14 protein-coding genes are annotated in these 11,926 nt (G+C 67.7%); 4 read left to right on the forward strand and 10 right to left on the reverse strand.

Translation table 11 applies throughout. The features are described from left to right. Window positions 1–14: 14 nt before the first annotated feature. The 9 genes from ACK41U_RS07840 to ACK41U_RS07880 form a co-directional block, all read right to left on the reverse strand. On the reverse strand, window positions 15–350 hold the full coding sequence (locus ACK41U_RS07840; RefSeq protein ID WP_409678007.1) for a DUF1491 family protein: 336 nt from the start codon (window positions 348–350) through the stop codon (window positions 15–17). Further along, the gene (gene era / locus ACK41U_RS07845; protein WP_409678009.1) at window positions 343–1,305 is read right to left on the reverse strand and encodes a GTPase Era; all 963 of its coding nucleotides are present in this window, start codon (window positions 1,303–1,305) and stop codon (window positions 343–345) included. The genes ACK41U_RS07840 and era overlap by 8 nt, the downstream gene beginning before the upstream one ends. Further along, a complete protein-coding gene (gene rnc, locus ACK41U_RS07850) occupies window positions 1,302–1,991 on the reverse strand; it encodes a ribonuclease III (protein ID WP_409678012.1) in 690 nt (229 codons plus the stop codon). Before rnc ends, era begins: the two co-directional genes overlap by 4 nt. Further along, window positions 1,988–2,782, reverse strand: coding sequence for a signal peptidase I (gene lepB / locus ACK41U_RS07855; RefSeq protein ID WP_409678015.1), 795 nt, complete (start codon window positions 2,780–2,782; stop codon window positions 1,988–1,990). The genes rnc and lepB overlap by 4 nt, the downstream gene beginning before the upstream one ends. A 75-nt stretch (window positions 2,783–2,857) precedes the next feature. Further along, window positions 2,858–3,280: a holo-ACP synthase gene (acpS, locus tag ACK41U_RS07860; RefSeq protein ID WP_409678018.1), complete on the reverse strand. Its 423-nt coding sequence runs from the start codon at window positions 3,278–3,280 to the stop codon at window positions 2,858–2,860. A 48-nt stretch (window positions 3,281–3,328) separates the two neighbouring features. After that, complete coding sequence (locus tag ACK41U_RS07865; protein WP_409678021.1) at window positions 3,329–4,063, reverse strand: pyridoxine 5'-phosphate synthase; 735 nt, start codon at window positions 4,061–4,063, stop codon at window positions 3,329–3,331. Between the two features lie 28 nt (window positions 4,064–4,091). Then, on the reverse strand, window positions 4,092–4,931 hold the full coding sequence (locus tag ACK41U_RS07870) for a 4-(cytidine 5'-diphospho)-2-C-methyl-D-erythritol kinase (RefSeq protein WP_409678024.1): 840 nt from the start codon (window positions 4,929–4,931) through the stop codon (window positions 4,092–4,094). After that, the gene (locus ACK41U_RS07875) at window positions 4,928–6,808 is read right to left on the reverse strand and encodes a tetratricopeptide repeat protein (protein ID WP_409678104.1); all 1,881 of its coding nucleotides are present in this window, start codon (window positions 6,806–6,808) and stop codon (window positions 4,928–4,930) included. The genes ACK41U_RS07870 and ACK41U_RS07875 overlap by 4 nt, the downstream gene beginning before the upstream one ends. A gap of 92 nt (window positions 6,809–6,900) precedes the next feature. Beyond that, window positions 6,901–8,571, reverse strand: a complete 1,671-nt coding sequence (locus ACK41U_RS07880; protein WP_409678027.1) for a 4Fe-4S dicluster domain-containing protein — start codon at window positions 8,569–8,571, stop codon at window positions 6,901–6,903. 266 nt (window positions 8,572–8,837) lie between these two features. On the opposite strand from ACK41U_RS07880, the gene greA reads away from it, so the two are divergent. Both greA and ACK41U_RS07890 read left to right on the forward strand, forming a co-directional pair. Continuing rightward, window positions 8,838–9,308: a transcription elongation factor GreA gene (greA, locus tag ACK41U_RS07885; RefSeq protein WP_409678030.1), complete on the forward strand. Its 471-nt coding sequence runs from the start codon at window positions 8,838–8,840 to the stop codon at window positions 9,306–9,308. 4 nt (window positions 9,309–9,312) lie between these two features. After that, entirely contained in the window at window positions 9,313–10,260 is a 948-nt protein-coding gene (locus tag ACK41U_RS07890; protein WP_409678033.1) for a hypothetical protein, read from the forward strand. Here ACK41U_RS07890 and ACK41U_RS07895 read toward each other — a convergent pair. Then, window positions 10,257–10,745: a GNAT family N-acetyltransferase gene (locus tag ACK41U_RS07895; protein WP_409678036.1), complete on the reverse strand. Its 489-nt coding sequence runs from the start codon at window positions 10,743–10,745 to the stop codon at window positions 10,257–10,259. The two genes, ACK41U_RS07890 and ACK41U_RS07895, sit on opposite strands and share 4 nt — an antisense overlap. Window positions 10,746–10,814: 69 nt before the next feature. Between ACK41U_RS07895 and ACK41U_RS07900 the strand changes: the two genes are divergently transcribed. Beyond that, window positions 10,815–11,591, forward strand: a complete 777-nt coding sequence (locus tag ACK41U_RS07900) for an AzlC family ABC transporter permease (protein ID WP_409678039.1) — start codon at window positions 10,815–10,817, stop codon at window positions 11,589–11,591. Further along, window positions 11,588–11,920 (forward strand): AzlD domain-containing protein, encoded by a 333-nt coding sequence (locus ACK41U_RS07905; protein ID WP_409678042.1) that lies wholly within the window; start codon window positions 11,588–11,590, stop codon window positions 11,918–11,920. Before ACK41U_RS07900 ends, ACK41U_RS07905 begins: the two co-directional genes overlap by 4 nt. Window positions 11,921–11,926 lie beyond the last annotated feature (6 nt).

Genomic DNA, 11,926 nt, shown 5'->3' on the forward strand with positions numbered 1-11,926 from the left:
AACCGCGCCAGAGGTCACGCAAGCCCCTCATCCGTCAGCAGGGTGCGCCCCTCGCGGCTTTCGATCTCGATCACCCACAGATCGGGGTCGCGGGCGCGCTGGCGGGCGATGGCGGCGTCGATGTCGCGTTCAGACCCGGTCAGGGTGGCGATCCATGGCCTTGTGTCGGTGTCCATGTCCCATTCGCGCGACCACAGCACCGCCTGCCCGTCCAGATGCGCGCATTTGACCGCCACCGACCCGGCCGTATCATCGCCGCGCGCCATCACGTAGGCGGGGATATTGGCCTGCGCCAGACGCGCCAGATAGGCCGAGACCCACAGGCCCGCGGCCAGCCGCGCCTCACTCATTCCCGTCCTTGAAGTTCAGGCCGATTTCCTCATAGCGCTCGGCCTCGTTCTGCCAGTTCTCGCGCAGGCGGACCTGCAGGAACAGGTGGACGCGGCGGCCCATGAATTCCTCCAGCTCGACGCGGGCGGCCTGTCCGACAGCCTTGATCGTCTCACCGCCCTTGCCCAGAACGATGCCCTTGTGGCCTTGGCGGGCGACATAGACGACCTGTTCGACCCGCGCGCTGCCATCGGGTTTTTCCTCCCACTGTTCGGTCTCGACCGTCAGCTGATAGGGGATTTCCTCGTGCAGGCGCAGGGTCAGCTTTTCGCGGGTGATCTCGGCGGCGATCATGCGCATGGGCAGGTCCGCGATCTGATCCTCGGGGTAAAGCCACGGTCCTGCGGGCAGCTCTGATGCCAGCCACGAGCGCAGATCGGCGCAGCCATAGCCCTTTTCAGCCGAGATCATGAAGGTCTGGCTGAACGGGAATGCCGCATTCATCTGTTGCGACAGGGCCAGCAGCACCTCGGCCTTGACCCGGTCGATCTTGTTGATGACCAGCGCGACCTGCACGCTGTCGCCCAGTTCTTTCAGCTGACCAAGGATCGATTCCGTGCCCTCGGTCAGGCCGCGATGCGCCTCGATCAGCAGCAGCACCAGATCGGCGTCGGAGGCCCCGCCCCAAGCCGCCGCGACCATGCTGCGGTCAAGGCGGCGGCGGGGGCGAAAGATGCCGGGCGTGTCAACAAAGACGATCTGTGCCGGGCCTTGGATCGCGATGCCGCGGATGCGGGCGCGGGTCGTCTGCACCTTGTGGGTCACGATCGACACCTTGGCGCCGACCATCTGGTTCAGCAGCGTGGACTTGCCTGCATTCGGCTCGCCGATCAGGGCGACAAAGCCTGCGCGGGTGGGGGTGCCGTCAGGAAGCGCTTCGGGCATCCGGTCGTCCTGGGGGGTGTCAGCGTTCATGGTGTTATCTCCAGCCGGTCCAGCAGGGCCTGTGCCGCCGCCTGTTCTATGCTGCGCTTGGTGCCTGCGCCGCGGGCCTGTGCCTCGCGTCCGTCAGCCAGTCGCACGGTGATCAGAAAGACCGGGGCATGATCCGGTCCGCTGCGTTCGGTCTGTTCATAGGCGGGGGGCGGCATGCCCTGCGCCTGCGACCATTCCTGCAACGCGGTCTTGGCGTCGCGGGCGTCATGGGCGACCGAGGCCAGACGCACCGCCCAATGGGTCAGGATCACCCGGCGCGCGGCATCCAGCCCTGCATCCAGATAGATCGCGGCAAGCACGGCCTCCATCGCGTCGGCCAGCAGCGCCTCTTTGCGGCGCCCCCCCGACAGCATCTCGGACCGCCCCAGTTTCAGCACATCGCCCAGCCCGATCTGGCGGGCGATGTCGGCGCAGGTCTCGCCGCGCACCAGCGAATTATAGCGCGGGGCAAGCTGGCCCTCGCTGGCCTGCATGTCGGCGGAAAACAGCGCCTCGGAGATGACAAGGCCCAGAACCCGGTCACCCAGAAACTCCAGCCGTTGATTGTCGGGCCGGGTCGGCGAGCCGATCGAGCCATGCGTCAGCGCGCGCAGCAGCAGGTCCGGGCGCTGAAACTCGTGGCCCAGGCGGGCCATGAAGGCCCGGATCTCGGCAGAGGGTGTCAATGAACCGCCTTGAAGAAGCGGTCGGCGCGCCAGGTCCAGAAATACAGCAACGAGCGTCCGGCGGACGAGAACATGATCCGGTCGGCACGGCCGATCAGGAATTCCGCCGGGACAAAGCCAAGCCCGCCGATTTCCGCCGGAAAGCGCGAGTCTTCGGAATTGTCGCGGTTGTCGCCCATGAAGAAGTAATTGCCTTCGGGGACGGTGAAGGTCGGCGTGTCATCGGCCAGCCAGCCATCGGTGATGTTCAGGATGTCATGGCTGCTGCCGCCGGGGAAGGTCTCGGTATAGCGATCCTTGATGCATTCGCCGCCCTGCGGGACCGGATCGTTGATGCAGCGCGGGATCAGGCCCTGCGGACCTTGCTGTTCCTTGGCCTCGATGAACTGACCAGCCGGGGCGGTGGCCACCTCTTCGCCGTTCAGCCACAGACGGCCACTGCGCATCTGCACCGTGTCGCCCGGCAGGCCGATCACCCGCTTGATGAAATCGACGTCGCGGGTGGGGTGGCGGAAGACGGCGACATCGCCGCGCTCGGGTGCGCTGTCCAGAATGCGGCCCGAGATCGGGCAGAGCGAGAAGGGGCAGGAATGGGCGGAATAGCCATAGGCCATCTTGTTCACGAACAGGAAATCGCCGATCAGCAGCGTGTCCTTCATGCTGCCCGAGGGGATCCAGAACGGCTGGAAGAACAGCGTACGGAACAGGCCCGCAATGACCAGCGCCCAGAACACGGTTTTGACCGTTTCCCAGATGCCGTCTTTCTTTGCGCCGCTCGCCTTGTCTGCCATTCTGCGTGATCCTTCGTGATGTCCTGCGGAGCCGGGCCGCGTCCGGGCGTTCATGGTCCCCGGCGGGGGGCAAAGTCAAGCTGTGGCGGCACCGGGCACGGTCATCGGCCGCGCCTCGATCACCACGAAGGCCTGCGCCCAGGGGTGATCATCGGTCAGCGTGACATGGACGGTGGCGCTGTGGCCGGGGGGCGTCATCGCGGCCAGACGGTCGGCGGCCCATCCGGTCAGTTCCATCACCGGCTGCCCGGTCGCCAGATTGCTGACCGCCATGTCGCGCCAGCTGATCCCCATCGCCAGCCCGGTGCCGAGCGCCTTGGAGCACGCCTCTTTTGCCGCCCATCTTTTGGCGAGCGTCGCGGCCTCATGCGCGCGGCTGGAGGCGCGGGCCAGTTCGCGATCGGTGAAAACGCGGTTGCGAAAGCGGTCACCGAAACGGTTCAGCGTGCCCTGGATCCGGTCGATATTCGCGAGGTCGGTGCCGATGCCGAGGATCATGGTCTGGGGCGCATCCGGGGGATCATGGATATTTGAGTGAAGAAGAAATCAGGCGCGGGCGGCATCCATGTGGCGACGCATCTCGCGGATCGCGTCAGCGAGGCCGGTAAAGACGGATTCCGCGATCAGGAAATGCCCGATATTCAGTTCGGCCAGTTCCGGGATCGCGGCAACGGGCCCCACTGTGCCGAAGGTCAGGCCGTGACCGGCATGCACTTCGAGGCCCAGTTCATGGGCGAGGCGGGCGCCGGTTTGCAGGGCGGCAAGTTCGGCGTCGCGTTCCGCGTGGCGCCCCTCGGTGTCCAGATCGCAATAGGCGCCGGTATGCAGCTCGACCACGGCGGCGCCGATCCGGGCGGCGGCCTCGATCTGGGCGGGCTGATGGCCGATGAACAGCGACACGCGGCAGCCCGCCTCGCGCAGGGGGGCGACGAACGCGGTCAGATGGGCCTCGTTGCCCGCGACATCAAGGCCGCCCTCGGTCGTGCGTTCCTCGCGACGTTCGGGGACGATGCAGACCGCACGCGGGCGGTGGCGCAGGGCGATGGCCTGCATTTCCGGCGTCGCCGCCATTTCCAGGTTCAGCGGCAGGGTCAGGTTCGCCATCAGCGCGTCGATATCGGCATCGCTGATATGGCGGCGATCCTCGCGCAGATGGGCGGTGATGCCGTCGGCGCCCGCCGCCTCGGCCAGACGGGCGGCGCGCATCGGGTCGGGCCAGGGCGTGCCCCGCGCGTTCCGGATCGTGGCAACGTGGTCGATATTGACGCCAAGGCGCAGCATGGGCTTCTCCGCGATGTTCGGCGGCACTTTAGCCGGGCATGGCGGCGGGCGCCAGTTGGGTCGCGACCGCCCAGCAGCGATTTTGCCCAAGCGCCGCCGCCGCCCTGTGGGCCGAGGCGGCGTCGGCGAAGATCCCGAAGCAGGTCGCGCCCGAGCCGGACATGCGCGCGAACAGAGCCCCCTGCCCGGTCAGCGCGGACAGAAGATCGGCGATCACCGGGGCGGCTGCGATTGCGGGACCTTCAAGATCATTGCGGGTGGTGCGCAGCCAGTGGATCAGTGCGCTTGCGTCGGCAAAGTCCGGGATCTGTGGCAGGGGCGGATTGTCGCGCCGAGTGAGGCCCGCGAAGACCTGCGGCGTGGACAGGGCGATGCCGGGATTGACCAGCACCAGATGCAGGGGCGGCAGGGCGCGCAGCGGGGTCAGCACCTCGCCCACCCCCTGCATCCGGGCTGGGGTCGAGGGCAGGCAGACCGGGACATCGGCGCCCAGATCCTGCGACCGGGCGGGCAGCGGGTGGCCCATCCGCGCCAGCGCCCGCAGCACCGCCGCCGCATCGGCCGAGCCACCGCCGATGCCCGAGGCGACGGGGAGGTTCTTGGTCAGCGCGATCGCCACCGAGGCCCCGGCCAACTGCGCCGCGCGCAGGCACAGGTTGTCCGGCCCGGCATCCAGCCCCGGGGCAAACGGCCCGTCGATCACCAGCGACGACGGGCCGGGGCTGACCCCGATCCGGTCCCCCACCGCCGCGAAACAGACCAGCGAATCCAGCAGGTGATAGCCATCCGCGCGCCGCCCCGTCACATGCAACGCGAGGTTCAGCTTGGCCGGGGCGAATTCGGTGACGGGCGCAACGGGTGAGGTCATTCCGTGGCGGTGGTCTCGGGGAGTTGGGGCGCGCGCGCCTTGGTTGTGTCCGTAGCCGCAGCCTCATCGGCCAGCACGGCATCGAGGCCCCGGTCCAGCTTGTCGCGGATGCGGGCGGGATCGACCTCGCCGCTGTCGGTCGGCTCCAGCGACAGGGCGCGGCGCCACTGGATCTGCGCCTCGCGATGTCGGCCCACCATCCAGTAGATGTCGCCCAGATGGTCGTTCACCAGCGGATCGGTGGCCATGGACACGATCGCGCGCTCCATCGGGGCGACTGCATCCTGATAGCGGCCAAGCCGGAAATAGGCCCAGGCCAGCGAGTCGAGGATATAGCCATCCTCGGGCGACAGCTCGACCGCCTGCTTGATCAGGTCCAGCCCGCGCTCCAGCTCCATATTCCGGTCGATCCAGGAATAGCCAAGATAGTTCAGCAGGCTGGCATTGTCCGGGCGGATCTCGATGGCGGCCAGAAGGTCGGCCTCGGCACGGTCGAACCGGCCCGCGCGTTCCAGCGCGATACCGCGTGCATAGAGCGCGAACCAGCGCGCCGCCGGGGGGGCATCTGCCAGCAGGGACAGGGCCTTGTCATAGGCGGGCACCGCCGTGTCGTGCTTTTCCTGCTGGCGCAGCACGTCGCCAAGCGCGATCCACGCCTGTGGCAGGTCTGGATAGGCCGCAGTCAGCGCCAGCGCGGCCTTTTCCGCGTCGGGGCGGCGGTCGGCGCGCGACAGGGCGTCAATGCGCAACAGTTCGGCGGCGGGGCGGATCTGGCCCTGCGCGCGGACGGCCTCGTATTCCTGTTCGGCCAGATCATATTGCTGGCGTTCCTGCAGCAATTGCGCGACCAGCAGGCGGGCCTCGGTATTGGCGGGCGCCAGCCATGCGGCAAGTCGGGCATGGATCAGCGACAGGGGTTCGGGATCGGGGCTGCCCGACAGGGCACTGGCGAAGGCCAGAAACAGCTGGGCAATCGCGTCGGCGGGGCCGGTCACCACATCGAAGGCAACCGGCTCGTCCGAGGCCAGCGCCGCGCGCAGCGCCAGAAGCTGCGGCTCGGCCTCGACCCCCGGCAGCGAATCCAGCATCGCGATCGCATCGTCCCGGCGGTCAAGCTGCGCCATGATCTGCGCGCGGGCCACGACGCCCAGCAGATGCCCGCCCGCATCGGCCTGTTCCAGCAGTGCATCGGCGGTTTCGTAATCGCCGACCAGTGCGCGGGCCAGCGCGAGGTGATAGTTCACGATCGGCGCAATGCTTTCCGAGGCGGCCATCTCTTCAAACGCCGCCAACGCCTCGGACGCGCGCCCGGCGCCCAGCAGCGCCCAGGCCCGGATCGTGCCGTCCATCAGGTCCGCCGAAATCGGCATGTCCGTGTCGTGCCGCGTCTCAAGGTAGGTCAGCAGTTCGTCCCAGTCGGCATTCTTGATCAACTGGCTGCGCCGCATGAGCGCGGCGAATTCGGTCGTGCCTTCGCCACTGCCGAGGATCCGTTCCGCGAACACGACCGCACGTTCGACATCGCCGGCCGAGGCCAGCGCGACCAGTGCACTGTCCTGCAGATAGGGGTCGGCCGGATCCTGGGCGAGGGCGCGGACAAAATAGCGGGCGGCGGCCTGAAAGTCGTTCTCGACCGTCGCCATGCGCGCCGCCAGATAAGGACCGGCCAGCCCGCGGGTCAGCGGCGCCTCGGTTTCGGTCTCGGCTTCGGTTTCGGTTTCGGTGACCGTCTCAACCGCAGTTCCGGCCTGGGCCGGTCTGGCGACGGGCCGCGCACTGTCATCCGCAAAGGCGGGCGAAAGCCCCCCTGCCGCGAATGCCACAAGGGCAGCAGCGATCCAGAGGCGGTCGGGCCAGAGGCGGTCGGGGCGGGTCATGGTCACAACAGGGTTCCGGCGTTCACGAAAAATCGCTGCAAGCCTAGACCTCGGCCCCGCGCGCCGCAACGCCCCGACACGCAGAAGTGCTATCACATATTCGGGTAGTTCGGCCCGTCGCCGCCCTGCGGGGTGGTCCAGACGATGTTCTGGCTGGGATCCTTGATGTCGCAGGTCTTGCAGTGAACGCAGTTCTGGAAGTTGATGACAAAGCGCGGGCCGCCCCCGTTCTGACTGGCCGCATCCTCGACCACCTCATAGACCCCGGCGGGGCAATAGCGCTGCGCCGGTTCGGCATAGTCGGGCAGGTTCACCGCGATCGGCACCGACGGATCGCGCAACCTCAGATGGCTGGGCTGGCTTTCCTCGTGATTGGTAAAGCTGAAGGCCACGTTGGTCAGCCGGTCAAAGGACAGCTTGCCGTCGGGGCGCGGATAGTTCAGCGGCGTGTGATCGGCGGCCTTGCCGGTGGCAGCGGCGTCGGTCTTGCCGTGCGTCCAGGTGCCGAACGGGTTCCAGCCGGTCACATTGGCCACCCACATGTCGATGCCGCCCAGCATCAGGCTGGCGGTCAGGCCCAGCCTGGACCACATCGGTTTGACATTGCGGACCTTTTTCAGATCCTTTCCAATCTCGCCGCCGCGCACGGCATCGTCATAGGCGGTCAGGCGGTCGCCCTCGCGGCCTGCTTTCAGGGCGGCGTCTGCGGCCTCGGCAGCCTCGATGCCCGAATGCATGGCGTTGTGGTTGCCCTTGATGCGCGGCACATTGACCATGCCCGCCGAGCAGCCCAGCAGCACGCCGCCGTCAAAGGACAGCTGCGGCAGCGACTGCCAGCCGCCCTCGCTGATCGCGCGGGCGCCATAGCTGATCCGCTTGCCCCCCTCCAGCAGCGCGGCCACCATCGGGTGATGCTTGAAGCGCTGGAATTCCATATAGGGGTACAGATGCGGGTTGGCATAGTTCAGGTGGACAACAAAGCCGACCAGAACCTGATTGTTCTCAAGGTGATAGATAAAGCTGCCACCGCCCGCATTCTTGCCAAGCGGCCAGCCCATCGTATGCACGACGCGGCCCTTGTGGAAGTTTTCGGGCGCGACCTCCCAGATTTCCTTCATGCCAAGGCCGAATTTCTGCGGGTCATGGCCCTCGGACAGGTTCAGCCGCGCCATGATGTCCTTGGCCAGCGACCCGCGCACGCCCTCGGCGATAAAGACGTATTTGCCGTGCAGCTCCATCCCCGGCTCATAGCCCTCGCCGATGCTGCCATCGGGGTTGCGCCCGAATTCCCCCGCCACGACGCCGCGCACGCGGTTGCCGTCCCAGACGACCTGACTGGCGGCCATGCCGGGGAAAATCTCGACGCCCATCGCCTCGGCCTGCTCCGCCATCCAGCGGCAGACGTTGCCCATGCTGACGATGTAATTGCCGTGGTTCGACATCAGCGGCGGCATCGGCCAGTTCGGCACGCGCACCTGCCCCGCCTCGCCCAGCACATAAAAGTTGTCGTCGGTCACCTCGGTCGTGACCGGGGCGCCCTGCGCGCGCCAGTCGGGCAGCAGCCGCGTCAGCCCCGACGGGTCCAGCACCGCGCCCGACAGGATATGCGCGCCGACCTCGGAGCCCTTTTCCAGCACCACGACAGACAGGTCGGGGTCGATCTGCTTCAGCCGGATCGCAGCCGACAGGCCCGCAGGCCCCGCGCCGACGATCACGACATCGTATTCCATCGACTCGCGCTCGATCTGGCTTTCGTCGGTCATGTGCTGGCGCCCTCCCATGGCTTCTGGCCTGGGACAGAGGTAATACGCGCAGGCGCGGGGGGCAATCGTGACGCGGGGACGAAATCCGCCGAATTTCGCCACTGCTCCGCGGCGCAGGCTTGCATTGGCGCCGGATTTGGGGTCACGATACCACCGACTAAAAGGTTCAGCGCCCCTGCCATCCCGAATGGCGGGGGCGTTGCCTTACCACCCGGATGACAACCGCAACCCGTAAAGGGCACATCCCGCATAAGGATTGGGCAGCGATGGAAAAGATACCGATGACCCGCAAGGGGTTTCAGGCACTGGAACTGGAACTGGGCGCGTTGAAATCAAAGGAACGCCCCGCCATCATCCGCGCCATTGCCGAGGCGCGCGAGCATGGCGACCTGTCGGAAAACGCCGAATATCACGCCGCCCGCGAAAAGCAGGGCTTTATCGAAGGCCGGATCAAGGAGCTGGAATCGCTGCTGTCGCGGGCCGAACAGTTCGATCCCGCGCGGCTGTCGGGCAGCATCAAGTTCGGCGCCACGGTCGATCTGATCGACGAGGATACCGACGAAAAGCGCACCTATCAGATCGTGGGCGAGGCCGAGGCCGATATCGAACGCGGGCTGCTGAACATCCGCTCGCCGCTGGCGCGCGCGCTGATCGGCAAGGATGAGGGCGACAGCGTCGATGTCACCACCCCCGGCGGGTTGCGCAGCTACGAAATCCTGGCGATCCGGTACGAGTGATCCCATGTCCCTCGCCGCACGTATCCAAAGCCTCGCACGGCGCGATGCGCTGACCACCGTCGGGCTGGCGCTGACCGGCGCATGGGCGCTGCTGCTGCTGCTGTTCTGGGTTGTTGCGCCCGGCAGCGACGGCGCGCGCGGCGGTGTCACGCACCTTGTCGTGGCCATGGGCGTCGTGTTGCCGGTGGTGCTGGTCTGGCTGGCCGTGTCCATGGCCCGCTCGATCGCGTTGCTGCGCGCCGAGGCCGAGGATCTGCGCCGCCGTCTGGACCGGATGCGCAAGGCGCTGCCCGGTGGGGCCGACGACGATGCCGAGGATGAACCCGCCGACGATGCGCCTGAGCACGCACCCGCCTTGCGCGACCGGACAGAGGCTGCAGCCCCCCGCCCGCTGCCACCGACCGCGCCACCCCCGGCCCGGCCCCGCACACCGGGCGATCAGCGTCAGGCGGCCTTGCGGTTCGACGCCCCCGGCTCGGTCCCGGTCGATGCGGCCACGCTGGTCCGGGCGCTGAATTTTCCCGACGGCCCTGACGATCACGACGCGATCGAGGCGCTGCGGGCGGCGCTGAAGGATCACGAGAACTCGCGCGTGCTGCGGGCCGCGCAGGATGTCGTCACGCTGCTGGCCGGGCGCGACATCTATATGGATATGCTGCCCCCCTCGCCCGCCCCGGCGGCTGTCTGGCGCCGCTTTGCCGACGGCCAGCGCGGCAGCGCCGTGGCCGCACTGGGCGGCATTGATGACGACGCGACCCTGGACGTCGTGGCCGAAATGCTGCGTCAGGACGAGATTTTCCGCGACACCGCGCATCACTTCCTGCGCCATTTCGACGGGCTGCTGACGCGGCTGGTGCCGGAACTGGACGACACCCAGATTGCCGTGCTGGCCGACAGCCGCTCGGCCCGTGCGTTCATGGTGCTGGGGCGGCTTGCGGGCAGCTTTGGCTAGGCTGCCATCGCCACGGGCAGGCGCATGACGATGACCTGCCCACCCCATGGCCAGCCATAGCGGCCCCGCGTGACCTCGCAAAACCCCAGGCTGCTGTAAAAGGCCAGCGCCGCGTGGTTGCCCGCCCGCAGTTCGGCCCGCAGGCCTGGATGACCGCGCCGCAGCGCCTCGGACAGCCCGGCCGCGATCAGGCGGCGCCCGGTCCCACGCCGGGGTTGCAGGGCCGCGATCCCGTCGATCACCAGATCCGATGTCGGCGGGCAGGCACGATAAAGCAACATCAGTCCCGAGGCGCGCGCAGGCTGCCAGAACCCGCCCGTCGCGTCGCGCAGGCCCATCACCCCGACCAGCCGCCCCGCCGTGTCCAGCGCCACGACCCCCTGCGCGGCGCATATCTGCCCGCGGCCCGGCGGGCGGAAATGACGGCACCACAGCCGCGCGGCGTCGGGCATCAGGGTCGCGGGTACCGGCGTCAGAGTCTGCATCGGTCGGCTTGCCATCAGTTGCGCATCATGCAAGCTAGATGCCCGAACGTCAGTGCAGGCGAAAGCGATATGTCACCCTCTCCCGAACCCCGGCCCGAGCCACGGCAGGCGGCCGCCGATGCGGCATCGCGCCGCGCACTGGCGCGCAGCCCGGCACAATGTTTCTGGCATGGCGTGGTGCAGTCGCTGCCCTTCCTGATCGTGATCCTGCCCTTTGCGGTCCTGTTCGGCGTCGTCGCGCTGGAGGCGGGGATGGATGTCGCGCAGGTCATGGGCTTTTCCGTGCTGGTTCTGGCGGGCGCCTCGCAGTTTACCGCCGTGCAGCTGCTGTCGGACAACGCGCCGGTGATCATCGTGATCCTGTCGGGGCTGGCGGTCAATCTGCGGATGGCGATGTATTCGGCCTCGCTGGTGCCATGGCTTGGCCGGGCAACACCCGCGCAACGCGCCGGTCTGGCCTATGTGCTGATTGACCAGACCTATGCCCTGTCCATCCAGCATTACGAGCGTCACCCCGCCTTGTCGATGCAGCAGCGGATCGCCTATTTCGGGGGCACGGCGCTGGTGCTGTGCCTGCCCTGGATGCTGGGCAGCTGGATCGGCGCGACGGTCGGTCAGGCCATCCCCGATGACATCGCGCTGGATTTCGCCATGCCCATCACCTTTATCGCGATGATCGCGCCGATGCTGCGCACGGCGGCGCATCTGGCGGCCTGTTTCGTGGCGGTGCTGGCGGCGCTGCTGCTGGCCGGGATGCCCTCGGGGCTGGGGCTGCTGATTGCGGCGCCGCTTGGCATGGTGACCGGCGCGGTGGTCGAGACCCTGACGGAAAGGAAAGCGGCATGAGCGGCGCATCGGATCTGGCGATCTGGACAGTGATCGCGGTGCTGGGGATCGGCACCTATCTGATTCGCTGGTCGTTTCTGGGCGCGCTTGGCAACCGCCCCATGCCCGGATGGGTGCTGCGGATGCTGCGCTATACGCCGGTGGCGGTGCTGCCCGCGCTGGTCGCGCCGCTGGTCGTCTGGCCCGCGGCCACCGACGGGCAGCTTGATCCCGCGCGCATGGCCGCCGCACTGGCGACGCTTGGCGTGGGCGTGCTGACCCGCAATGTGATGCTGGCGATTCTGGCCGGGGGGCTGACCCTGTTCGGGCTGCTTTACCTTTTGCGGTAGAGCGTT

It is taken from the genome of Paracoccus sp. (in: a-proteobacteria) (assembly GCF_046289755.1).
Classification (GTDB): domain Bacteria; phylum Pseudomonadota; class Alphaproteobacteria; order Rhodobacterales; family Rhodobacteraceae; genus Paracoccus.

Excerpts from the sequence above, each read along its gene's own strand:
- ACK41U_RS07840 (WP_409678007.1), bottom strand. The coding sequence starts at position 350 with ATGAGTGAGGCGCGGCTGGCCGCGGGCCTGTGGGTCTCGGCCTATCTG.
- era (WP_409678009.1), bottom strand. The coding sequence starts at position 1,305 with ATGAACGCTGACACCCCCCAGGACGACCGGATGCCCGAAGCGCTTCCT.
- lepB (WP_409678015.1), bottom strand. The coding sequence starts at position 2,782 with ATGGCAGACAAGGCGAGCGGCGCAAAGAAAGACGGCATCTGGGAAACG.
- acpS (WP_409678018.1), bottom strand. The coding sequence starts at position 3,280 with ATGATCCTCGGCATCGGCACCGACCTCGCGAATATCGACCGGATCCAG.
- ACK41U_RS07865 (WP_409678021.1), bottom strand. The coding sequence starts at position 4,063 with ATGCTGCGCCTTGGCGTCAATATCGACCACGTTGCCACGATCCGGAAC.
- ACK41U_RS07870 (WP_409678024.1), bottom strand. The coding sequence starts at position 4,931 with ATGACCTCACCCGTTGCGCCCGTCACCGAATTCGCCCCGGCCAAGCTG.
- ACK41U_RS07875 (WP_409678104.1), bottom strand. The coding sequence starts at position 6,808 with ATGACCCGCCCCGACCGCCTCTGGCCCGACCGCCTCTGGATCGCTGCT.
- ACK41U_RS07880 (WP_409678027.1), bottom strand. The coding sequence starts at position 8,571 with ATGACCGACGAAAGCCAGATCGAGCGCGAGTCGATGGAATACGATGTC.
- greA (WP_409678030.1), top strand. The coding sequence starts at position 8,838 with ATGGAAAAGATACCGATGACCCGCAAGGGGTTTCAGGCACTGGAACTG.
- ACK41U_RS07890 (WP_409678033.1), top strand. The coding sequence starts at position 9,313 with ATGTCCCTCGCCGCACGTATCCAAAGCCTCGCACGGCGCGATGCGCTG.
- ACK41U_RS07895 (WP_409678036.1), bottom strand. The coding sequence starts at position 10,745 with ATGCAGACTCTGACGCCGGTACCCGCGACCCTGATGCCCGACGCCGCG.
- ACK41U_RS07900 (WP_409678039.1), top strand. The coding sequence starts at position 10,815 with ATGTCACCCTCTCCCGAACCCCGGCCCGAGCCACGGCAGGCGGCCGCC.
- ACK41U_RS07905 (WP_409678042.1), top strand. The coding sequence starts at position 11,588 with ATGAGCGGCGCATCGGATCTGGCGATCTGGACAGTGATCGCGGTGCTG.